We start from the raw sequence: 22,627 nt of genomic DNA, 5'->3' as shown, positions 1-22,627 counted from the left end.
AATCAAATGTTAAATAATATCAATGTTAATGCATATCATTGTGAGCAAAGGCATTAGATAACTTCTGGAACTCTTGCTTCCCAAACTAACTACACGACTTTTTCTTATCTAAATTTCTATTTATATCTTTCATAAACAGTAGCTTGCTGTACTTCTCGCAAGATCTTTAAGATACTCACCTTTGATTTATGTTGCATCTGAAACAAAAATCAATACAATGAGCGCATTATTTTGTTGTAGGTGAAACATTATGGCTAATAAAGCGTATCAATGGATGCTCTATCTAACACTTGGCACCAGTGCCTTGTTTGCTCTTTTCTTGGTGGCAAGTGACAACCTTGCGCCGTTCACAACTCAAGCTCAATTGCACATTCCAACCAGCCGTATTGCTGCAGAAGTGTCGGCGCCAGTGGTGGAGTTGGCTGTTAAGAATGGTCAGGATGTAAAAAAAGGGGAACTGCTAGTTCGCTTAGATCCAACTCGTTTTGAATTGGCGTTAACTCAGGCTGAAGCGGCTTTGGTTGAAGCAGAGCAAAGCTATGAAGCAAACAAGCAGCACTTGCATGGCGCGGAAGCGACGTTACGTCAGCGCCAACACGAAGCTCTGAATGCCGAGAGAAAATTGAAGCGTAACCAGCAATTGATTTCGAGAAAACTTGTTAGCCAAGAAACGCTAGACGATAGCCGATCGGACACGATTGTAAGACAGCAAGCCGTCGAAGCTGCGCAAGCCGATATTGAGCAGATAAAAGCTGAGCTTGAGAAAAGCAGCGACAACGGTGCTTTGGCTGTTGCTCGAACTCGCGTTGAACTGGCGCAATTGGATTTGGACAAAACGACAATCGTCGCGCCTGTTGATGGCGTAATCAGCAATCTCAACCTTAACTCAGGAACCTATGTTGGCGCTGGCAGCCCCGTTTTGTTTTTGGTTGATCGCCAGCATGCTTGGATTAACGCAGACTTCAACGAAAAGGGCAGTGCAAATCTGACTGCGGGAACAACCGTTCGTTTGGTGTTTGATGCAATGCCTGGTGAGGTGTTTGAGGGAAATATTCAAGGTCGTGAACTGGCTATCTATGATGCGAGCAGCGACAACAGCGGCCTCGCGAAAGTCGTGAATGATGATCGCTGGATTCGAGACCAACAAAAAGTGCGTACACAAGTAACGTTGCCGTCACTTGATCACTCATTGTTCTCAGGCTCTAAAGTGAGCGTGATGGTGGTGCCTGAAGCGACGTTTTGGGATGTGATCGGAAGTGCATGGATGGAAGTGCTAGCTCGCATTCGTTACCTAGTTTAACTGTGCTCTTCAATCATCGACTAACTGACTACCCACTGACGAAATAACGATTTACGACCTAAGAGGCAGATTATGAATAACGAAGTTCGAGGCCCGATTAACTGGTCTGAAGTAGCTTGGATCAGCGCTATCGTGTCTTTGGGTATGTTGGCTCAACTTTGGCTACAGCTAGGTGTTGCGGCGTACCTCGCTCTTTATCCGGTAATGGCGGCGACCAAGATTAACGACTACTCAGTGAGAGGTATGCTCAAAGCGTTTCTCCCTATCTTGGGTGTCGCTTGTGTGGCTCTGCTTGTCGATCAGTTATTTGCCTCACACCCGGCAGTGGTTTGGGGGATCAGTTTATGGGTATTTGATTTAGCAAGAAGGTGGGCCGACACGCCTGCCAAACTTGGGAAAATCTACATCCCATTGCTCAATTGGTTTTTGGTGATTGTGTTTGCACAACATGGCCCAATGCCGATGACGGACTGGGTTCGCGATATAGCAGTGAGCATGGTGACGACCATGGTTGTGGTGAGATTTGTGATGCTGTTCTTAAAGCCGCCCAAAGCGATGTCGCCGCTGCCAATGCAAAGTGTTCCTGTGACGTACCAGCAGCGAGTGATATATGTGGTCATGCTTGGAGTTGGTTTAGCATTTTTGATGATGGTCGATTTGATTGCCGCGACGTTCTGTATGATGCCTGTGATTATTGCGGCTGCGCAAAGTGAACGCATGAACTATCAAATGGTGGTGAAAAACTGTTTACAAGCCCACGTTGGTGGTTGTGCATTGGCGTTGGTCTTCGTAACCTTGTTAGCGGGGCAACACTCCTATAATTGGGTGTATATCATTGGACTAACAAGCTTGGTGACCATGATAGCAATTTGGATCAGCGGCAGTCGTGGTGGCGTGCGAGGTATGCATACTGAAGCGATGTTAGGAACTATGCTACCATTGCAACTCTATGTTTCAGCAACCGATCTTGGTTTGCAAGATACCTACTTTCGTGCAGAGTTAATGTCCATCGTGTTGGTATTATTAGTGGTCTGCCAAGGAATTATATATGGAAAATCAACCAGCATTATCCATCACCGGAATTGATGCACTCGACAGCAATCCTATGTTCTTAATGGGCTTTGCTTACAAACAGTTTCGAGCTCAAGTCACCGCTGAGATGGGCACCACTTCGGGCATTTCTCTAGAGATGTTTGGTGCGCTTCGAGTGTTAGATAAGCATGGCAAAATCACTCAGCAAGAGTTAACCAATTACTTGCTTCGAAATCGCTCTGTGACCAAGCGTTTGGTTGATAACGCGATTAAGCTGAACCTTATTGAGGCCAGCAAGAGTGAAACGAACAAAAAGGTAAAACTTCTTTCTTTAACGGAAGAGGGCAAGAAGCTTGCCGAATATTGTGAGCCTATGGTCGATAGTATCAGCGAGCAGTTTCAGAGTGCGTTGAGTGAAGACGAATCCAAGCAGTTACAGACCTTGTTGGCTAAGCTTGTAAAAACAGACCAATTCGTCGACTGATTATGCGATCGAAGGTGTGGGTCTAATAACAATCGAATAAAGAGTAAGTGACATGACATACAAAATATTAGCGATGCTAATGATTAAGCTGTTGTTTACGTTTCGTGGCAGTAAACCTACGTCTAAAATCCCCGCCTCTGACTTTGATGCCGAACGCTTCGCTGGTACATGGTATTCCGCTTGTTTTATCCCGCATCCATTGCAATCAAAGCTCGGTTCTTTGTCGTTTAGCTTTTTATTTGAATCTGACGGTAATCTTAAGCTGACAACTCGAGGCTACAACGCGAAAAAGAATGAGTGGAAGACCAAAGAACAAGCCGCAACATTTAAGGGCTCTCAAACCGAAGCGTGGTTTTCAGTCGAAGCGAATAGCCCTTATGAGAAGCAGAGAAAGGTAATTTTCTTGAATGAAGATTACACTCAGGCTTTGTTGGTGGGTCCTACCAAAAATACCTTACAGATCTTGTATCGCACTGCAGAGTTCACCAAACAAGACTTAGACTCGCTGATTGAACGGGCGCAGAGCATGGGTTTTAAAACCAGTAAGCTAGTTCGTGTGTCACAACATATCAATGATGTGCCTGAACAATAAAGTAAGTTCGGCTAGTCCTGACTAGGTAGCTCGGCTAATAAGCAAACAACATTGCTAACCCGTTCTAATTCGCTGGCAACACTACTGCCGATGCTTCTTCGTCTGAATCTTCTTTGTCTTCTACTTGGTCAGCAACCCAATCGATTGTCTTTGTTAGATAAAGTTTGTTGGTTTCGGTGTCACACCAACTCTTGGATAATCCTCTTCGATTGAATTCACTGCCAATTGCTGCGAGTGTCTGGTTACTTGAGCGCCCGTAATACAAGGTGTCGCACAGTTGTAGGTTCGACATGGATTGTGGGTACGTATTGACCGACGAGGAGTTCATGCTCAGTGCTTTTGATTGGTTATGAGTGCACCCTGTAAGGCTCAGGAAAAAGAAAAGGATTAGCGTATTTTTCATGTTGTATCAGGTCTGTTGCCGATGATTTGAAGACAGTATTGGCATGTAGAATTAAATTATTGTCAATTTTTCGCCAACTATTTATAGACCAAGACTTTCCTCCCAGTTAGAGAGCGTTATTAAGCCAACGACAAAAACGGTATTAACAAACAAAAGCGCAATTTTGTACAAAAGCTGAAAGAGACTATAGAGTAGACTGATAAGTCGCTCGATAATCAACAGGCTTGGGAATTGTTATGGAGAACAAGAAACGCTCTAAAGAAAAGGCCGAATATAAGATAACCGAAGAGCTCGGCGGCCTTGAAATTCTTAATGCTGAATACGAAAAGCAGAACTTCTCGCGCCATAGTCACGAGGGCTACACGCTGGGAGTCATCGAGCAGGGCGCTCAGCGTTTCTATCGAACGGGCGGACATCATATTGCACCACAAAATGCGATTATATTGGTCAATGCCGACGAAGTTCATAGCGGTCACTCCGCTACTGAAGGCGGTTGGGCGTATCGAGCCATGTATCCACTCCCAGAGCAACTTGCCAAGATTACTCAAGAGCTTAACCTACCCAATTACGGCGCGCCTTACTTCCCAAGAGCGGTTGTTGAAGATCCTGAACTCGCTAATCAATTGAGGCTGGTCTTCAACACGATTGATGAATCCGACAATCGCCTGTTAAGAGAGACCTTGATGTACGGGATGTTGGTTAAGCTGATTAGCCGACATGGAAAATCGCCGCTTAACCCTCAACTCGATGGGAAAACTCAGCGCCAGCTTGTCTTGGTTAAAGAGTTCTTAGATGACTTTCCACAAGCCGATGTGTCCCTAGAAGAGCTATCTAAGTTAGCGGCATTGAGCCCGTTTCACTTAGTGCGTTCTTTTCAAAAAGAGTTTGGTCTTCCGCCACATGCGTATCAAATCCAATCTAGGTTAAGGCTTTCGCGCAAGTTATTGAAACAAGGACATACCATTTCAGATACCGCGCAAGAGTGTGGCTTTCATGACCAAAGCCATTTTCATCGACACTTCAAAAAGGCCAATGGCTACACGCCGGGGCAATACATCAAAATGCTCTAAATCGGACACCTTAATTCGTTCGCGAAATCGAGCAAGTTTGTACAATCGAACCGACTCCACTCTTCTTACATTGAATAGCAAATGTGAAGAGAGAAAAGAATGATATGGATAGCGAAACAATGGATAGACGAACACAGTTATGGAAAGGCGTTTTAGCGGGAATGCCCTTGAGCATTGCAGTAATCCCTTGGGGAATTCTAGCCGGTTCATATGCGATAGATGCCGGATTGAATCAACTTCAAGCGCAAGCGATGTCGGCTATTTTGTTTGCTGGCTCAGCGCAACTTGTCGCTGCGGGTATGTTCAAAGCGGGTATTGGTTTAGGCACTATGTTGTTGACCACACTGTTCATCACCTCAAGACACTTTCTGTATAGCGTATCGATGCGTGACAAAATCAGCCATCTTCCTGCGCGTTGGCGTCTATTACTCGGATTTTGGCTCACCGATGAGCTGTTCGCGATTTGTAGTGGGCAGTCTCAGAAGGAATTTAATCGCTGGTATGCTGCGGGTGTAGGCGGCGGTTTTTATCTCGTTTGGAATATTGCGAGCTTTGTCGGCATTGTCGCGGGAAGCCAAATTCCTTCGCTTAATGAGATTGGGCTCGACTTCGCGGTCGCAGCAACCTTTATCGCTTTGGTGTTCCCATTAATCCGAACTCTACCCGTCGTTGTGTGTGTGGTGGTTTCACTGGTCACTTCGGTTGCCATGTCGGTTAACAATATTGAGGGCGGACTAATGATTGCAGCGATTGCAGGTATGCTAGCGGGCTTTTTGAGTGAATCGTTCCAAGAGCGAAACAACGGTAACAAGACAATCGTGGAGGGGAAATAGAGATGATTTGGTTAACGATATTCCTCATGACTGCGATTGTTTTCTTTAGTCGGTATCTGTTTCTTGAGCCTGCAATCCCGCTTCGACTCAATCAAACCGCAAGGCGCCTATTGCGCTATTCAAGCCCAGCGGTGCTGACTGCGATTTGGGGGCCAATTGTATTTGCTCCTGAACAAACATTTTGGCCAAGCCTTGAAAACCCATACTTGATAGGCGCGGTGGTGACTGGCTTATTGATTTGGAAAACAGGCAATGTGCTACTAACGATCGGCGTTAGCATGGCGGTGTTTTTGTTCTATAACCTTGTCGCGGTTGATTACCTTTTCTCGTGAGCTTCAACTTCAATGTCAACTTAGGCTTTGTGTTTCTCCTATTATTTAAGGGCTGTATAAATATGATTACTTGTTATGTTCGATATGTGATTGATCCTAAAAAGGTAAATGAGTTTGAGGCATACGCAAAAATGTGGATTCCTCTGGTCGCTAAATTCGGGGGCCAACACAATGGTTATTTCTTACCGTCGGAAGGGGCGAACAATATTGCCTTGGCGCTGTTTACCTTTGAAAGTTTGGCTGCCTATGAAGAGTATCGGATTAAATCGTTGAACGATGCTGAGTGTATTAAAGCGTTTGAATTTGCAGACGAAGTTGATTGCATCGTGAGTTATGAACGCAGCTTTTTTAGACCTGTTTTAGAGTGATAGACCTTGCAACGTATAGCGTGGTGGCATCTAATGTACTGATTCACTGTTTGTGTGTTTAGGTTTTGGTAAGGAGTTAGTTTGGCTAAGAAATATTATGTGGTTTGGAAAGGTCGCACACCGGGTATTTTTACCACTTGGAACGAGTGTAAATCCCAAGTCGATGGTTTCGCTGGTGCGAGATATAAATCGTTTCCAACACTAGACGAGGCTGAGTCTGCTTTCGGTGGTAAAACGTCGTCTGCGTCAGGTTCTACTGCGACAAAGCCAAGCTCTGCGGGTAAGTCGACGAAAGCTAAGGTGCCGCCTCTTTCGGAGCAGCAAATCACAGATATGCCTTTTGATATCAAGATCTTTACCGATGGTGCGTGTGAACCAAACCCTGGTGAAGCAGGGACGGGGTTAGCGGTATACCAAAACAACCAATTAACCGAATTGTGGTATGGCTTGTATCAACCTGTTGGTACCAATAATACCGCTGAGTTGCATGGCCTTAAACAGGCGTTTTTGCTCGCAAAAGAGAAGCTAAACGCGGGTCTGTCTGTAGCGATCTATTGTGACTCTAAGTACTCGATAGATTGTATTACTAAGTGGGCAACGGGTTGGGAGAAAAAGGGCTGGACTAAGTCGGGCGGCGAGATCAAAAACCTCGATATTATTAAGCTGGCGTATGCGCTCTACCAAGAGCTGGCTTCAAAAATTACCATCTACCATGTGAACGGACACGTTGGTATTGAAGGTAACGAATTGGCCGATAGAATGTCGATTGTGGCTATTTCATCGAAAGAGCAACAACTCGCTCAATATCGTGACATCGAAGATATTGAGTCTATTTTGGCACTGCGAGCAGGCTAGTTAGGCTTCTTAATGAAAAGCTACTGAAAGTCACTGAAAGCATAAGTCGCCATCATTAGGCAGTGCTAGACGAGCGTTACATTTCAAATCAATGTAGCGCTCTTTTGTTTTTGTGGTGCTCCGTTTTTTTGTGGTGCTCCGTTTTTTTATGGTGCATAGTCGTTCTTGTGAGACGCAGCAGCCCTTGCGATGCTTACTGCCTGAGTTCATCCTTATTGAGCAGGGTTCTCTATCCAACGAGATAATTGCTGAGCTTGTTTGATCGAATTAAAACTGTCTTTCACTCTCTCACGTGCCTTTAAACTCATCGATGTTTTATCGTTACTGCTCAGCTGCGCGAAACGCTCAATCGCTTCTCTTAATTCTTCCACGTTTTTTTCGCTAACCACAAAACCTGTCTCTGGTGAGACGATCTCTTTGCATCCCATGATGTTGGTGGTAATGACTGGCGTTCCCACAGCCATCGCTTCTTTTAAAACCAGAGGCCCTGTATCCACACATCCGGTTTCGGAAAAACAGAAGGGCGCGATTAGGCTGTCATAATTCGATAGTTTCTCTTTCACCCATTCATGAGGCTTAGCGCCAAGAAAGGTCACGTTTCGAGTGAGCCCATTTTCTTTGACCTGCAATTTTAATTGTTGCTCTAAATCGCCAGTACCGACGATATCGAGATGAATGTCGAGAGGTTCGGCAATCGGCGCCAATGCATCAATAAGATGGTGGATACCTTTTTGCTCCACTAATCGGCCAAGGAAAACAAAGCGAAGTTGCTTCGTTTCGATTTTTGGGTTGAGTTGGAATTGTTTGGTATTAACTCCGCAATGCAAGAGTTTAATGTTTCCTTTCGCCATGGTATTGAAGTCAGCAAGCATGTCTTTACACACTGCAACCACAAAATCACTCGATGAGATTTTATGTTCAATGTCATAAGCGAACTCGTAAACATCATGACCATGAGCAACGAACGAACAGGTGATATTCAGCAGCTTTGCCGCGACGATGGCGTGAGCTGTGGTGTGCTGACAGAAATGCGCATGTACGTGTTCGACGTCGTTTTCCGCGAGTTGCAGCGCTAATTTAAACCCATAAGCGAACAGTGACTTTTTCGGCATGCTGGTTTGCTTAGAAATAAATGAGACAGCCTTGATGAAACCTATCCAGTTAATGCTGGCGACTTTACCCTTCCGAACATTTTTACCTATTTCGACAATGTCGTAGTCGAACTGTTTTTCACTGTTTTCAATTTTGAACGTCATTACACAAACATCGTGCCCACACGCTTTCACAGAGTCGACTTCTGTTTGAATGAAGGTCTCACTGAGTACTGGGTAGGTTGGCGCCACAAATGCTACTTTCTTCATTCCTTACTCCTCAAATCCATATGACTAAAGCTATCAAGCCAAGGTAATAACCAATAAAGCAAGATACGAACCAAGATCGAATCGTAGCTTTGGAGGGCTTTCTGATTGCTTTTCGAAGGTTACCCCTTAAGAGGTAGCTCGTTTTCTCAAATTGATAATCAAATTGGAGTTGCAGTTTTTTTGAACATCTGTGTTTGGTCGTCATTTTGAGAATGGACGCGTAGGTGGCTGATCTAGATGTGATTTCATAGCAAGACACTCTCGGCATAGAACATGCAACGTCAGCCATATAACGTATAAATCTGAGGGCGTCATTATGGCTAAAGTAAGTGTTGTTATTCCTACCTACAATTGTTTGGATTACCTGCCGAAAGCGATTGGCAGTGTACTAAAGCAGACTCATCAAGATGTTGAGCTGATTGTCATTGACGATAACAGTAACGATGGAACGTCGACGTATCTTGCTTCTATAGACGATGAACGCATTATTACGTTGTCCACATTGGGTGTTGGTGCGCCTCAAGCGAGAAACCTAGGGATTGAAAAGGCGACCGGTGAATACATCGCTTTTTTAGACGCAGACGATTTCTGGTTTCCTGAAAAAATTGAGCGCCAACTCGAATTTCATCAACGTTACCCTGATCTCGCGATGAGCTTTACTAACTACGAGCATCTTACTGAAGATTACCAAGTAATAGTCGACTGCTTTAGTTACTGGTCGCAGTTTCAAGATCAAGATGAGCTGTTCATCAATATCGAGAACCCGTTGGAGTTCATCATAGAAAATAACGTGATTGGAACATCAACGGTCATGGTGAAAGCGGATGTGTTTTCTCAAACAGACAGTTTCAATGCTGACATCAAGTATGGGGAAGATTGGGAACTGTGGCTTCGAATGAGTGAAAACCATCAGATCGGTGTGTTGAACTCGGTGCAGGTTGGCTACTTGATGAGAGCGAGCTCTGTTACCCAAACTGAAAGTCTTAAATTGAGAAATTTGCAGTCTATAGAGACTATTCTTCAACATTACCAAAATGACAGTCAACGATGGAATCTACCCACTTCTAGCTTCAAAATCGCAAAGGCGAGAATACTGGAAGGTTATGCTGACTATTATCGAGGTTTACAACAGAATAGACAGGCTATTGCCTACAGTTTCCGTTCTTTGGTCATGTCACCTCAAAAACGCACATTGCGACACCTAATTGGAGACTGTAAAAGTTTCCTAAAGCCAGCTTGGTAAGGAAAAGGTGACGACTATGGGTTCTTTAAAGCAGTCGGCTTACTACGCCATCGGTATATTAATGATGAAAGGGATTTCATTGGTGATGATCCCGTACATTACGCACAATATGACGTTGGCAGAGTATGGTTCCTTAGAAGCCATTGTCTTGCTGGCAGACATTGGGACGATATTGTTCAGCTTCGGTATTGTCGATGCCATGTATCGTTATGTGGGTGTCGCCGAAGGTGATGAAAAGCAAAAGCTCGTCTCGAACTGCTTCACATTGAGCGTGCTGGTGTGCGTGCTTGGGGGCGCCTTGATTGCCCTCAGTATGCCGTTGTTAATCTTAATGTTGCCAGTTGAATTCCAGCCTTACCAGATACTGCTTCTGCTTATTCCTACCATGCTCGATGGGGCGATTTCTATCCCGCTAACGCTGATGCGTATGAACGCGATGGCGAAACGTTTTTGCATGCTCAATGTGTTGAAAGCCGGTGTTCAAGCCATCATGACTTTTGTTTTGCTTGAGGCTGGATACGGTATAGATGGCGTGTTGATTTCAGCTGCGGTATCCAGTGTGTTGCTAATGGTTTGTTTAGTGCGTTATCAATGGCAAGAGATGGGATCTTTTGGTTGCTTCAAATACTCGGCGAAGATCTTAAAATTCGGACTGCCCGTTCTGGTTGGCGGTGCATCAATGTATATGATCATGGGGCTCGACCGCTGGGTAATGGCAAGCTTCGTCGGTGTCGAAGAACTCGCGATTTATGCGGTTAGCGGAAAGTTCGCGTTGATTCTTGGTCTGTTGTTGCAGCCTTACGCGCTTTGGTGGTTTCCAAACCGTGTGGCGATGCTTCAACAGCCGGGTGGCAGTAAGATGTGTGCCGATAGGGCGTTAGTCGGAGTGAACCTCGCCATTGTTTTAGGTTCGTTGATGATTCTAACGGTACCCGGATTTATTTCTCTCATTTTACCGAGCAGTTATCATTACGCGGGGGCCATTGTTGTTGCGCTGCTTGCGATTAGCGTTATCAAAAATGCAGGTGATTATCTTAACCTTGGTTGTTTCAGTGGCGATTCGAGTCAATCTCAAATGTGGATTCAAGGTGGATGTGCGGTCTTGGCGGCCATTGGTTATTTCAGAGTGACGCCTATTTATGGCGTGTGGGGTGTTGTCGCGGTTCTTTGTGCAACTTATGTTGTGCGGCTCATGCTTCTGTATGTTGTAAGCCAAGCGATGGAACAATTACCTTATGAACACAGCAAGTGGGTAACCGCAGTTAGCATCGCATTAGTAGCGATAGCGAGTGATCAACTTCTGGGATTGGTGTTGGTTGATGTCCATGACTTTATTCTTGGATCGGCTGTTGGTGTAATCGCGCTGGTGGCCTTTGTTAAATACTCAGTGATCGTTGTCCCGCAAGCTCTGCTCGACAAGTTGATGCTGGGTAAGCAGTCTCACGCAAATTAAAATAAAACACTGTTCATAATGTGTGAGATTCGATAGTATTTATAAATTCAATGAATGCCATCAATGGAAAGATACATGAACAAGTGGATTGTGCTCTCAGCTCTATTCTCAACCTTATCGTACGCTTCGTCTGAATTGTCTAACCACGACGTACTCACTCAGCACTTTGACGTTCCTGAAACTATCTCCTTAGAAAATCAAAACAGGGTATGTAATAGCCTTGTTTGTAGTTCGGTGTCTGCGCCAAAATCTGTTCCTGCTGTTGGCGACTTCCCAGAGCGAGAATCAAACCCAACGATAGATACAATTGCGAGCGCTATCTATTTCGTCGGTGAGATTGGTGTCGCCGAAAATCTAGCGACACCCGAGTACGAACAGTTTTTTGAGAACTGATTGAAAATTTACTGTATAGATTTGGTGCTTATTTTTTATGCAGTTACAAAAGATATGAAATGCTGTTATAAACGATAAGACCTTGTTTAAGGATTTTATAATCACGGCATTTGGCAATTAGGAAGCACCAATGGAAATCTGGAAGTTACTGCTGTTTATCCCGGCTTGTTTTGCGCTCAATATGACACCGGCTCCCAATAATTTGTTATCAATGAACAACGCCCGTTGTTATGGATTTCAAGCGGCTTTGGTTGCGGGGTTAGGTCGAATCACAGCATTTTCTGGCATGATCGTGTTGGCGGCTTCTGGCTTAGCTGTCGTTCTTTATACTTCTGAAACTTTGTTCTTCCTTATAAAACTTTTTGGCGCGATGTACTTGCTATGGATTGCGTACAACGTATGGTGTTCACAAGCTAGCCCAGTAGCGAACATTGAACGTAATAAGAATTGGTTTGGTCTAGTTAAACAAGAGTTCACCCTTGCAGCTGGTAACCCTAAAGCGATACTCATCTTTACCGCATTTCTGCCTCAATTCGTTGATGTTTCAGCCAATGTAAACACACAGTTCTTCATTCTAGGTGGCACATTCCTAGTGTTAGAGCTGCTCGCGATATCTATCTACGCGGCATTTGGTTTATACCTCAGAAACTGGTTCTCCAAGCCGCAAATGGCTAAGCGTTTCAACAAAGCGTGCTCGGTTTTTCTTGCGTTATCTGGCGCAAATTTGTTGGTTATTCGACAGTAAAACATAAGTAACCTAATCTACTCCTCAGGCGTTAGTTAAGTGGCATCTTCGTTAAGGTAGTTCGTAAGCCTTTAGGCTGTTGATATATTATTAATAGCACCTTTGAGTTTGCATGTTTAAACTTGAGGTTCGGTTTAAATGAGGTCTATCTATGAATGTTGTTTGTGCGGAAAAACAAGAACTGGCTGATATCTACCAGCTTGAACATGCTTTGTTTGGCGCTCACGCCTATCCGCTGTTTTTCTTTCGTCAGGCCTTTGATTGCTGGGGAAAAGGTTTATTGGTTGCTAAGCAAGACTCAAAGATTGCTGGCTATGCCTTAACGACAACCACAGACAAGCAGAATGAGTTTTGGGTCCTCTCATTGGCTGTAGACCAGAATTATCGTGGCATGGGAGTTGGCCGGAAACTGATGCAACAGGCGGTTGAGCAGTTGCCTCGAGATGCTAGGCTTTTGCTCACTGTAGACCCAAATAACACATCGGCTCGTGCGCTTTACGCATCGATGGGGTTCGTTACCATCAAGCAAGAAGACAACTACTTTGGTGATGATGAGCCGAGGTTAGTGATGAAGCTCATCATCTAGATTGTTGCTAACGGTTTTTAACAAAGGCGCTTAACTAAATCAAAGGCTCACACTTCAAAGACAATCTCGTAGCTCTAGGTTAGCATCACGATACCGTGCATTAACACGACACTAGAGGTCAGCCGAGTCCTCATATCAAAGTAGCCATCAGGACCTTGGCTCTGGTTCTCTTCTCTCATCGTCCTTTCAGCTCGCCAAACCGCAATATAACCAAAGATGAGAATCAGAGTTGTCACTAGCTCTTTTTGTTCGCCAAGCAATACTGCCAGCCAAGCGATGAGCACAATCGCGTTGCTTATTAGCAGTGCTTTGTTACTTGATTGGCTTTCAAAGTTTTCGATGCCATTTGCCCACAAGATCCCTGAAAGAAAACTCAAAATTGCCACGCTGTAGGTGATGAACAGCGTTTCACCGCTTATCCCCATAAATTGGCTGTCGGTGAGCGAAAGGAGAAGACCGAATAAAAACGGAATTAACCCCATGTACCCCAGTTTGGCCATGGTGTTACGGGTTTGAGTTGTTGCCATGTAATCCGCCTTCATAACTGCTGCTCAATCGCGTTTTTGAGCGTGGCACTCTCTGGAGATGTGGAGCTAGGGAAGGTGGCGACGACTTTACCTTCTTTACTGATCAAGAATTTGTAAAAGTTCCATTTAGGCGTTACGCCCGCTTGCTGTTGTATCTCTGTAAACACGGGGTTGGCGTTGCTACCAGACAGTGAAGCTCGCGCCATCATTGGGAAGGTCACGCCATAGTCTAGGTAACAAACCTTTGCCGCCTTCTCTTCGCTTCCCTTGTCTTGGCGAAAATCATTACTTGGGAAACCGATAACCGTGAAGCCTTGGTCTTTGTAGGTTTGATGAAGTTGCTCGAGTTGCTCAAACTGCGGAGTGAAGCCACATTGGCTCGCTGTATTTACCACCAATAGAGTTTTGCCTTGAAACTCATCGCACAAGGCGATTTCTTCGGTTGAGTTTAACAAGCGCTGTTTGCCATTAAGTATTTCGGGACAGCTCGCTGCAAAGGCGATGGAACTCGTGAGGCTTGTAATCAGTGCGGTTGAGCAAAGTAGTGAACATTTCATAGGGTTGGCTCATTTTAGTTGGCGTAATGGTTATTACTCTTGAGCACGATGAAATGATCACTTTGCGTATTATTTACTGTCTCATTAACTCGCGCTTTTAGTTGTGCTTTTGCTCTCTGAGATAAGATATGGAGCGACCAAGCGACTGATATTCACTTTTGCACCAAGGCGAGCCGCTAATAGATACATGCCACCAATTTTTCGGTGCAGGAACAGCGCATCGGCGGGCGGCGTATGCCAATACTCTTGTTCCATGCTCAAAATGGTGCCTGCTTCACGAAGCCTTTGTGCCAATCCACTGGCTTTGAAGTCGTACTCTTCGTCAACTAACATCGGCTCACAGGCCATCTTCACTAGATTTAGAATCGCTTGGCGTTGTTCGGGAAGAATTGTCTCGCTAAAGAATCCTATTTGCTCTAAAGCTCGGTTGAGCACTTGCTCATCGTTGTTAATGACAGAGGAAAAGGCCGAGCGATAACCCTCGCTGAAGCGGTCACTGTACTCACGGGTTGCTCCGAAATCTAATAAGCCAATTTGTCGGGTGTTTTCAACATAAAGGTAGTTGGCGAAATTGGGATCGGTTTGCACCATCTTAAAATCGAACAACTCTCTGAACAGAAGCTCCAGTAAGCTGTGCATTACAAAGTCACGTGTGCTTTGGTCGTAACTTTCGATTTGCTCTATTGAGACGCCCTCAATGAAGTCCATGGCGAGCACCGATTCTGAAGAGACTTGCGGATGAATCTTAGGTACGACGAAGTGAGAGTATTCTTTCAATGCATCATGGTAACGAGTTGCGTAATCAGCTTCGCGAGCATAGTCTGCTTCATCGTGGAGCTGTTTCTTTGCCTCTTCTAACAAGCCTTTGTAGTCGACCGACTTTGGTATCAAGCCAACAATATTGAGCAGCGTGCCCACGTTATCTACATCACTGTCGATACTTTTTTTAATGCCGGGGTATTGGACTTTGACTGCGAGTTTGTCCCCAGCATCACTATAGGCTTGGTGAACTTGTCCGATAGATGCACTGGCGATCGGTTTAAAATTGAAGGACAGGAATTCGGTTTTCCAATGGTTCCCGAGCGAGCTTTCTAACACTTGATTGAGCTGTTTTGTTGGCAGTGGATCGGCATCGGAGCGCAGGCGAGAGAGAATGTCGGCTAACTCTGGTTCTAAGACATCACCCGCATCCATTGATAGCATCTGTCCTAACTTCATAGCCGCACCGCGCAGGTGTGCGAGTTGATCGGTCAGGCGAGCAATGTTTTGTGGCGTTAACAGTAAGTCTTTTGCTTTGGGCCTGTTGCCTTGTGCAATTTGTTTGGTGCCTTCCGTTAGCACGTTACCCGCGACTCTTGTCGCCAACGAAGCGAACTTACTGAATCTAGAAATTCGATGTGTGGGAAGGTTTCTCTCTTTTGCCGACATAAAGGTTCTCTCTGGGAATCAGGGTTGATACCAATCGTAGTAAATAACTGTTCACCCTAGCTTGTTAAAAATCTCGATAAAGTCGTTAGATTTTTTGATTGTAGAATAACTACTTATCTAAAAAATCCGCCTTGTTCTCAAGCTTTTTTCCTGCGCTATTTCTTGACACTTACCTACTGTGATTGGTATGACTACAAAGTTCTATCAATCATTACACAACCGTATGTTTTGTTGTGCTAACTTGTCGCGTGGAACAGTAAACAGAATTAAAAGGACAAAGCATGAAATTTATTTGGTTGAAAGTGGCCGTTACGGTATTGGTGTTCGCAGCCCTATTTGGCATCGTTTACTACAAAGTCGCCAGCGGCATGTCTTAACTCAACACTATTTTGTGCAGCTGTTACCGTTGCAACGTGATTTTCCGGTTAGCCAAAACGAAATCTTATATCGATTTTTGGCAAACCGTAGATAACACCAATCTGCCATTGGCTTAAAAATCGCCCAACGTAACGGGGCATACAGCCAACCCTTTCCTACTAGCTTCCACGCTTGGTAAGTCACGTCTAAACCGAGCAGCAGCTTTCCGTTTTCGTCCAGTGCATGCAAGATTGTATTGGCTGCCTCGGCATCTATTTGCGGGTAGTTTGAAAACGCTTCACTGTAGATATCGACGGTCTGGATCTGATCTTTGGAATCAGACTTAGTCAGTGCTGCCATCTCTTTTGCACATAATGGACAAGTGCCATCATAAAATATCTTCAGTTGTGTCATTGTTTGTTCGCCTGTGGCTTGCTTAAAAGAACCTTCAGTTGACCGTTAAGTCGGCACCCTTAAGTTCAATCGCGTATTATTTTAGAATGTTAAAATGGCTACGCTATTGTACCTTTTAAAGATCACTCTCCTCGTATCAAAGCTAAAAAAATGTCTGACGTAGACACTTTGTTCATCCTTTTAAGTCCTTGATTGTTTGGTTAAATCTCGGGTTTATGGACAAATGATGACAAAGCGTCCAATAAAGGTGTGCCTTCAATATATAAACATCAATTAATTCAACAAGTTGAACTTGGCTTGGAATATGCTCTATCGAACCTACGAATTGCTAAAGGATTTTCTCTAATTTGGGCATGGCAGAAAACCCTAAAAGCATAAGTATGGATAAATGGAGAGAGAACATGAAGGTTATAAATTATTTACTTAGTGTGCTTTTGTTGTTTAGTAGCCCCCAGTTGGTGTGGGCTACTGTTGATGTAATGGAACTCGATGGTAACGCGACCAGTGATAATATTGGTATTGATTGGGACGATGTAAATGATCCCAACAGCATGGTTGGGATTGCAGAATTTTTCGAAAAAGACCGTAATGGTATCGACCAAATCTTTTGGAAGGGCGGATCAAAAGATGATTCCGACATTACAGATTGGGCGTTCCGTACCGCGTCACCACAACCAAAAGATGACTTTACCAATGCGTATGCCGCTGCCTTTGAAAGCGAAGGTGACTTGCTGATTTACTTTGGTGCTGACCGATATGCGAACAATGGTGATATGTACATTGGGTTTTGGTTTTTACAAGACCAAGTAGGGTTACCGGATGGACAAACCAAAGGCGACTTTGTTGGGCAACATGTCAATGGAGACATCCTTGTGCTGATTTCATTCCCACAAGCGAGTGGCGGTAATCCGTATATAGAAGTGTTGCAGTGGGATTTAAATAATGGCGATGTCACCGACAACATGACGAGAATTTTCCAAACAGACGGTGATCCTAAATCGAATGATTTTGTGGGAGCTAGATGTGGCAGTGGCGCTGTTGGTGTCGATAAGATATGTGCGATTGCAAATGATGACTCTATCGGGGCAATACCGCTACCTAATGTACAAGGTTGGGACTACCTCGCGAAAACGGGTGAAACAACCTCTATTCCGACAGAGAGCTTTGTTGAAGGACGTCTGAATTTATCTGCGTTGTTGAACGATGAGTTTGGTATCAGCGACATTCCTTGTTTCAGTAGCTTCTTAGTTGAGTCACGAGCTTCTCGTTCGATTGATGCATCTTTGGCTGACTTCGTTGTCGGTTCATTCAGTTTATGTAGCATCAGCATAGCGGCGACTTGTAACACAACCAGCTTTACGGTTGATGGCATGTTTAACATCGATTACACCGTGATGGTAACCAATACTGGTCCAGGTTCGTTAGGCACCAATGGTGATTACGAAGTGGCCTTTTTATCTGAGTCACCAATCTTAGGCGCGCTTCCAGTGGTTGGTAATGGTGATGAAGTGTGGAGTGTCGGTGAGTCATTCTCATTCATGGGTAATTACTTGTCTGTAAATAATGGTGCCGTTGGCGTAATAGATGGTTCGGTGGATCTTGATGGGCTTATCGTGAATGCTCAAGCTCCCGTGGCCTACAATTGTCCACCAATAGACTTGAGCCCGATGGTTGAGATTTCTAAGGTGTGTAATAGCTTCTTAGAGGTTGATGGCGGTCAAGTTGTGCTTAAGAAAACCTATGATGTTGAAATATGTAATACCGGTGATATCCCATTGGCGATTGAATCGCTGGTGGATTCTAAGGATGACTCTTTGAGCCGTTCTGATTTACCTACTGAGGTAGTCAATAGCAGTTATTACCTCGACTTTGCTTTACCTTGTGATGATCTTGAGGATGTGACCACATGTGGTGCTGGTAATATGTGTAGTGCATTAAGTGCCGACCCTGAGCTGTTTGCTTGTAAAACAGGTGAAGGAGAGTGGATACCGAACTTTGGTGATGCGATTGGTCAAGTGTGTACACAAGTAAGTAAAACTTATGCGCCAAATGTGTTACCAACCGGAACTGCAGGAATGCTATCTAATCAAGTGACAGCAACGTTTGACTCGCTGTTCTTGCAACAAGCATTTATGGAAACATCGAACATTGCAACCTGTGATGTTTGTCCATTTACTGTTCCTGAGCCATAAGTACTTTCATTAATTGAGTACAACTAAACTCTAAAGCAGCCTAGTTCGTTAGGCTGCTTTTTTTAGTTAGGTAATTAACTAACTAGGCGACTTAAATTACTATCTGATGTTTTTTGATCAGCTTGTACAAGGTTGTCCGAGAAATAGACAACGCTTTAGCAGATTGGGAAATATTGTAATGGTGTTGCTGAATCACTCGACGGACATTTTTTGAAGAAAGTCGAGTGTCACTCTCAGTGGCGAGCGATGCACCTTTCAATTGAATCCCCATGTGATGAGTAGAAAGGGCGCTTGAGTTAGAAAGAACAATCGCTCTTTTTATGCAGTTGAATAACTCCCTGACATTGCCCGGCCAATGGTACTGTTTCATTTGCTCAAGGGTGTCACTAGGCAGTTTGATTTTGGATGCGTAATTGTGTTTTAGTTCAAATCGAATCAAATCTTCAATGTCTTCTTTATGATCATTGAGTGGCACTAGATCCAATGGAAGTACATTGATCCGATGAAAGAGATCCTTTCGAAATTTACCCGCCGCGACGGCTTGTTCTATGTTGACGTTGGTGGCGAAAATTACACGGCAATCTACAGTTAGTTGGTTGTTACTGCCTAATCGCTCTATCAAGTTATTTTCTAGAAAGTGGAGCAGGTAAGTTTGCAGCGACAGTTCCAGGTCGCCGATCTCATCGAGAAATAGTGTGCCACCATTCGCTCTTTCTACATGTCCGACGTAGCGCTTGTTTGCTCCCGTGAACGAGCCCTTTTCAAAGCCAAACAACTCGGAGTGAACCAGTGACTGTGGTATTGCGCCACAATTTACAGCGATAAACGGTTTCTGACAGCGGGCTGAGGCCTCATGTATTAAACGTGCACAGAGGCTTTTTCCTGTACCTGTTTCCCCTTGAATCAGTACTGGGAAATCGTTGTTAGCGATCTTAGTTATTTTCTTTTTAAGTTGTTGGATGGTGCTGGATTTCCCCACCAATTGATATTCATGGCATGAAGCAGGCTTAGGTTTGTTCTGTTTGGTGTCTACCATGCCATACGCATGCCCTAAATTTCGACAAAGCCACTCTGTATCAATTGGTAGGTGGTAATAATCCCAATAGGTTTGCTTAATGAGCGATAAGTTTCGGCTTGGTGGTTGTTTGAAGATAGCGATTGCTTTTAAACTTGGAAAGCGTGCCTTCAACGTTGATATTTGCTCACATTGCTTGTCGATCGAGGATGATGTTAGACAGGAAACGACAATTGGTGCGCAGCAGTGGCTGTGGGAATTGAGCAAGTGAATGGCTTGTTCGGTCGTTTCTGCAATTTGAGCTTTCCAGTTATGGAGGCGCAGTTCTCCCGCCCACTGATTATGGTGCAGGCATGTTGAGTTACATAGCAGAACCACAGAACGAATTTTAGGTTCAGGTGATACTCTCGCTGATGGCATTGTGCTCACTCTTCATGTTTCGACTCCATGATGAAACCTACAGTAAGCCCCCTAAATATCCCATAAGCTTAGAAGAGTTTAATTAATTCGACTACACAAATTTGACGAATTTGAACTAACAAATGGCGTTGTCTTAAGCAGGAAGGCCAATCAGGTGCTTTACTTACTGATATTTGTGCTTATTAATTAAAGGTATTCACGAATATCGTGTTTTTACTGTTTTATTTATTGATGAGCACACAGTAAACTCCGCGCTAATCACTAACGATAAAGAGCTGATATTGATGATAATTAACGTAGCAAAAAAGTTCATTTTAGCAGCGTCTGCGCTAGTTCTAGGTGGTTGTGTCAGCTACAGCGTTACTGAACAAGAAATGACGAACTACCTGCAAGATTCGGTGATGTTAGAACAAGAAGTCGGTGTGCAAAACGTTATGTATGCGCAAGTGGCGGTTGATGACTTAGCGGTGCAAATTGGTCGAGCTGATGCCGAGCGTGTGTCTGTTCTGGCGAATACCAATGCAAAGATTCAAGTGTTTAACATGCCAAACATGGGGCTAGATCTGGATATCGAATTCAGCGCGATTCCCGAATACGACAAAGAGAGTGGTGAGGTCTACTTAAAGTCTCTGCGTCTAGAACGCTTTGAGGAAAAGGGAAAGCAGCTTTCTCCTGAGATAGAGAAGTTACTTAAGCCTGCCGTTTCTATGATTGGCTTTGCTTTGTCTCAGTCACCGGTTTACAAATTGGACAGCAACAAGGTTCAAGAGTCATTGATCAAGTCATCGGAACCTAATCTAGTGATTAAAGACAACAAGTTAGTCATCGAGTTATTTGATTAACCCTTCCCGTTTAGCTGACACTCAGATTTAAAACACAATGGCTGCCGATTTGGTGGCCATTTTTGTTCGTGTTGAATCAGCAAGATTTCTGTTTTGAGGCTGTCCATTAAGCTTGTTTTCTATGGTTCATTTATTGAATTCGCCGCGTATCTCACCTTTACTTTACTCTTGTGAGCAAGTCATCGCTTCAGTCATCAAATCATAAAAAAGAAAAGGTGAGCGAACTATGAAGAATCCAGTAATAGCGGATAACAAACCCGTTAAGGTCGAGCTAACCGAAGGCGAGGAGTATTACTTCTGTACCTGTGGCAAATCGAAAAACCAACCGTTTTGTGATGGTTCTCATGCAGGAACGGGCTTCAAACCAAAGAGTTTCGTGGCCGAGGAAACCGGCGACGCTTACCTGTGCCGCTGTAAGTATTCGAACAACCTCCCTTTTTGCGATGGTACACATAAACAGTTCACAGCGGAACAAGTTGGGCAAGAAGGCCCGGAGGTTCACATTCAAGCGGCTGCGCCAGATTTGTCGCCAGCTGCGAGCGCAACCAAAGAAGAACCTACCGTCGAGTTTATTCATCAACTGGCGCGTGATGGTTTATCCAAGGTTGGACATCATGGGCCAATGACCTCCATGGGCGTTCCAAGACATCTATTGCCTCACTGGGACGATATTCAAGTGATGGTCGCGCAAATGGCCACCAAGCCTTTGCTGGAGAATGTGCCCGTTGGAACTGAACTGATTATTGGCCCCAAAGCGAAGAAGCCACTCAAATTGGACATCTCTTTGTTTGTGTCTGATATGAGTTTTGGCTCGCTATCTGAAGAAGCAAAAGTCTCATTGGCGAAAGGTGCCGAACTCGCAGGGACGGGTATCTGCTCCGGTGAGGGCGGTATGTTACCCGAAGAGCAAGCGGCGAACTCTCGCTACTTTTATGAATTAGCCAGTGCTCAGTTTGGTTACGATGAAGCTAAGCTCAAAAACGTTCAAGCCTTCCACTTTAAAGGCGGGCAGGGTGCCAAAACCGGAACGGGCGGGCACTTACCGGGCGCGAAGAACATAGGCAAGATCGCGGAGGTGCGTGGCATTGAAGCGGGCACGGCAGCGATTTCTCCACCCACCTTTGTCGACCTTAACACGGTCGAGGATTTTAAAAAGTTCGCCGACCGTGTTCGAGAGGTGACAGGCGGTATCCCGATTGGCTTTAAGTTAAGTGCCAATCACATCGAAGAAGACATTCAGTTCGCGCTTGATGCCAGTGCCGATTACATCATCTTAGATGGGCGTGGTGGCGGTACAGGGGCGGCGCCAGAAATGTTCCGTGACCATATCAGTGTTCCCACTATTCCAGCACTCGCTCGCGCTAGAGCGTATCTCGATAAACAAGGGGTCAGTGACAGAGTCACATTGATCATCACGGGCGGCTTGCGCGTGCCGATGGATTTCGTAAAAGCGATGGCGCTTGGTGCTGATGGTGTCGCTATCTCAAACAGTGCCATGCAGTCGATAGGTTGTGTGGCGGCGAGAATGTGTAACACCAATAATTGCCCTGCTGGTATTGCAACTCAAAAAGCCGATTTACGTCAGCGTTTGAATGTCGAGAAAGCATCGAACCAGCTAAAGAACTTCTTTGAAGCCTCGACAGAATTAATGCAAGTGATGGCGAGGGCATGTGGGCATGATCATTTGAATCAATTTAACCCTCATGATTTGGCAACATGGAATCGCGAAATGGCCGAGCTATCCGGTGTCGCTTACTCTGGTGTCTGTCCATTAAATCACTTTAAGTAAATAATACTTCGATAAAGCACACTCAATGTATTTTGG

General features: G+C 44.7%; 24 protein-coding genes. 17 read left to right on the top strand and 7 right to left on the bottom strand.

The genetic code is table 11. The features are described from left to right. Window positions 1-250: 250 nt before the first annotated feature. The 4 genes from AB4585_RS01500 to AB4585_RS01485 all read left to right on the top strand — a co-directional run bounded on the left by AB4585_RS01500 (window position 251) and on the right by AB4585_RS01485 (window position 3,408). Window positions 251-1,300 (top strand): HlyD family secretion protein, encoded by a 1,050-nt coding sequence (locus AB4585_RS01500; RefSeq protein WP_017062229.1) that lies wholly within the window; start codon window positions 251-253, stop codon window positions 1,298-1,300. Between the two features lie 72 nt (window positions 1,301-1,372). Further along, on the top strand, window positions 1,373-2,386 hold the full coding sequence (locus tag AB4585_RS01495; RefSeq protein ID WP_017070267.1) for a DUF2955 domain-containing protein: 1,014 nt from the start codon (window positions 1,373-1,375) through the stop codon (window positions 2,384-2,386). Continuing rightward, the gene (locus tag AB4585_RS01490) at window positions 2,349-2,816 is read left to right on the top strand and encodes a MarR family winged helix-turn-helix transcriptional regulator (RefSeq protein ID WP_017062227.1); all 468 of its coding nucleotides are present in this window, start codon (window positions 2,349-2,351) and stop codon (window positions 2,814-2,816) included. Before AB4585_RS01495 ends, AB4585_RS01490 begins: the two co-directional genes overlap by 38 nt. A gap of 52 nt (window positions 2,817-2,868) precedes the next feature. Further along, a complete protein-coding gene (locus tag AB4585_RS01485) occupies window positions 2,869-3,408 on the top strand; it encodes a lipocalin family protein (protein WP_017062226.1) in 540 nt (179 codons plus the stop codon). A gap of 64 nt (window positions 3,409-3,472) precedes the next feature. Here AB4585_RS01485 and AB4585_RS01480 read toward each other — a convergent pair whose 3' ends face one another. Further along, window positions 3,473-3,811, bottom strand: coding sequence for a hypothetical protein (locus AB4585_RS01480; protein ID WP_050650325.1), 339 nt, complete (start codon window positions 3,809-3,811; stop codon window positions 3,473-3,475). 236 nt (window positions 3,812-4,047) lie between these two features. Between AB4585_RS01480 and AB4585_RS01475 the strand changes: the two genes are divergently transcribed. The 5 genes from AB4585_RS01475 to AB4585_RS01455 all read left to right on the top strand — a co-directional run bounded on the left by AB4585_RS01475 (window position 4,048) and on the right by AB4585_RS01455 (window position 7,269). Then, window positions 4,048-4,881, top strand: coding sequence for an AraC family transcriptional regulator (locus AB4585_RS01475; RefSeq protein ID WP_048614742.1), 834 nt, complete (start codon window positions 4,048-4,050; stop codon window positions 4,879-4,881). 104 nt (window positions 4,882-4,985) lie between these two features. Next, a complete protein-coding gene (locus tag AB4585_RS01470) occupies window positions 4,986-5,714 on the top strand; it encodes an AzlC family ABC transporter permease (RefSeq protein ID WP_029235402.1) in 729 nt (242 codons plus the stop codon). A gap of 2 nt (window positions 5,715-5,716) precedes the next feature. After that, window positions 5,717-6,046 carry an AzlD domain-containing protein gene (locus AB4585_RS01465; protein WP_029235401.1) on the top strand — a complete coding sequence of 110 codons (330 nt, stop codon included), beginning with the start codon at window positions 5,717-5,719 and terminating at the stop codon, window positions 6,044-6,046. 62 nt (window positions 6,047-6,108) lie between these two features. Next, on the top strand, window positions 6,109-6,414 hold the full coding sequence (locus AB4585_RS01460; protein WP_017070270.1) for an NIPSNAP family protein: 306 nt from the start codon (window positions 6,109-6,111) through the stop codon (window positions 6,412-6,414). An 81-nt stretch (window positions 6,415-6,495) separates the two neighbouring features. Continuing rightward, entirely contained in the window at window positions 6,496-7,269 is a 774-nt protein-coding gene (locus tag AB4585_RS01455; protein ID WP_137001297.1) for a viroplasmin family protein, read from the top strand. A 212-nt stretch (window positions 7,270-7,481) separates the two neighbouring features. Here AB4585_RS01455 and AB4585_RS01450 read toward each other — a convergent pair whose 3' ends face one another. Next, complete coding sequence (locus tag AB4585_RS01450) at window positions 7,482-8,630, bottom strand: glycosyltransferase family 4 protein (RefSeq protein WP_372083966.1); 1,149 nt, start codon at window positions 8,628-8,630, stop codon at window positions 7,482-7,484. A 316-nt stretch (window positions 8,631-8,946) separates the two neighbouring features. On the opposite strand from AB4585_RS01450, the gene AB4585_RS01445 reads away from it, so the two are divergent. The 5 genes from AB4585_RS01445 to AB4585_RS01425 all read left to right on the top strand — a co-directional run bounded on the left by AB4585_RS01445 (window position 8,947) and on the right by AB4585_RS01425 (window position 13,050). Beyond that, the gene (locus AB4585_RS01445) at window positions 8,947-9,873 is read left to right on the top strand and encodes a glycosyltransferase (protein WP_017062218.1); all 927 of its coding nucleotides are present in this window, start codon (window positions 8,947-8,949) and stop codon (window positions 9,871-9,873) included. 16 nt (window positions 9,874-9,889) lie between these two features. Beyond that, window positions 9,890-11,326 (top strand): lipopolysaccharide biosynthesis protein, encoded by a 1,437-nt coding sequence (locus tag AB4585_RS01440; RefSeq protein ID WP_372169266.1) that lies wholly within the window; start codon window positions 9,890-9,892, stop codon window positions 11,324-11,326. A 75-nt stretch (window positions 11,327-11,401) separates the two neighbouring features. Next, a complete protein-coding gene (locus tag AB4585_RS01435; protein WP_372169265.1) occupies window positions 11,402-11,719 on the top strand; it encodes a hypothetical protein in 318 nt (105 codons plus the stop codon). 130 nt (window positions 11,720-11,849) lie between these two features. After that, entirely contained in the window at window positions 11,850-12,464 is a 615-nt protein-coding gene (locus tag AB4585_RS01430) for a LysE family translocator (protein ID WP_372169264.1), read from the top strand. Window positions 12,465-12,615: 151 nt separating this feature from the next. After that, window positions 12,616-13,050: an N-acetyltransferase gene (locus AB4585_RS01425; RefSeq protein WP_017062214.1), complete on the top strand. Its 435-nt coding sequence runs from the start codon at window positions 12,616-12,618 to the stop codon at window positions 13,048-13,050. A 74-nt stretch (window positions 13,051-13,124) separates the two neighbouring features. Here AB4585_RS01425 and AB4585_RS01420 read toward each other — a convergent pair whose 3' ends face one another. From AB4585_RS01420 to AB4585_RS01405, 4 genes are all read right to left on the bottom strand, one after another. Further along, window positions 13,125-13,592, bottom strand: a complete 468-nt coding sequence (locus AB4585_RS01420) for a DUF3429 domain-containing protein (protein WP_017062213.1) — start codon at window positions 13,590-13,592, stop codon at window positions 13,125-13,127. Continuing rightward, a complete protein-coding gene (locus tag AB4585_RS01415; protein ID WP_372169263.1) occupies window positions 13,589-14,134 on the bottom strand; it encodes a glutathione peroxidase in 546 nt (181 codons plus the stop codon). Before AB4585_RS01415 ends, AB4585_RS01420 begins: the two co-directional genes overlap by 4 nt. Before the next feature lie 84 nt (window positions 14,135-14,218). Next, on the bottom strand, window positions 14,219-15,562 hold the full coding sequence (locus AB4585_RS01410; protein WP_372169262.1) for an ABC1 kinase family protein: 1,344 nt from the start codon (window positions 15,560-15,562) through the stop codon (window positions 14,219-14,221). A gap of 384 nt (window positions 15,563-15,946) precedes the next feature. Beyond that, a complete protein-coding gene (locus tag AB4585_RS01405) occupies window positions 15,947-16,333 on the bottom strand; it encodes a thiol-disulfide oxidoreductase DCC family protein (RefSeq protein WP_136974207.1) in 387 nt (128 codons plus the stop codon). A gap of 401 nt (window positions 16,334-16,734) precedes the next feature. Between AB4585_RS01405 and AB4585_RS01400 the strand changes: the two genes are divergently transcribed. After that, the gene (locus tag AB4585_RS01400) at window positions 16,735-18,525 is read left to right on the top strand and encodes a hypothetical protein (protein ID WP_054541739.1); all 1,791 of its coding nucleotides are present in this window, start codon (window positions 16,735-16,737) and stop codon (window positions 18,523-18,525) included. A gap of 91 nt (window positions 18,526-18,616) precedes the next feature. Here the strand turns inward: AB4585_RS01400 and AB4585_RS01395 are convergent, their stop codons facing one another. Next, a complete protein-coding gene (locus AB4585_RS01395; protein WP_136974205.1) occupies window positions 18,617-19,960 on the bottom strand; it encodes a sigma-54-dependent Fis family transcriptional regulator in 1,344 nt (447 codons plus the stop codon). Between the two features lie 284 nt (window positions 19,961-20,244). On the opposite strand from AB4585_RS01395, the gene AB4585_RS01390 reads away from it, so the two are divergent. Both AB4585_RS01390 and AB4585_RS01385 read left to right on the top strand, forming a co-directional pair. Then, entirely contained in the window at window positions 20,245-20,802 is a 558-nt protein-coding gene (locus AB4585_RS01390) for a DUF1439 domain-containing protein (RefSeq protein WP_372122026.1), read from the top strand. A 226-nt stretch (window positions 20,803-21,028) separates the two neighbouring features. After that, window positions 21,029-22,591 carry a glutamate synthase-related protein gene (locus tag AB4585_RS01385; protein WP_017062188.1) on the top strand — a complete coding sequence of 521 codons (1,563 nt, stop codon included), beginning with the start codon at window positions 21,029-21,031 and terminating at the stop codon, window positions 22,589-22,591. Window positions 22,592-22,627 lie beyond the last annotated feature (36 nt).

This window comes from Vibrio sp. 10N.222.49.C9 (assembly GCF_041474985.1).
Taxonomy (GTDB): domain Bacteria; phylum Pseudomonadota; class Gammaproteobacteria; order Enterobacterales; family Vibrionaceae; genus Vibrio; species Vibrio crassostreae_C.
The sequence above is the reverse complement of the archived record's forward strand: the minus strand, read 5'-3'. Positions and strand labels throughout refer to the sequence as shown.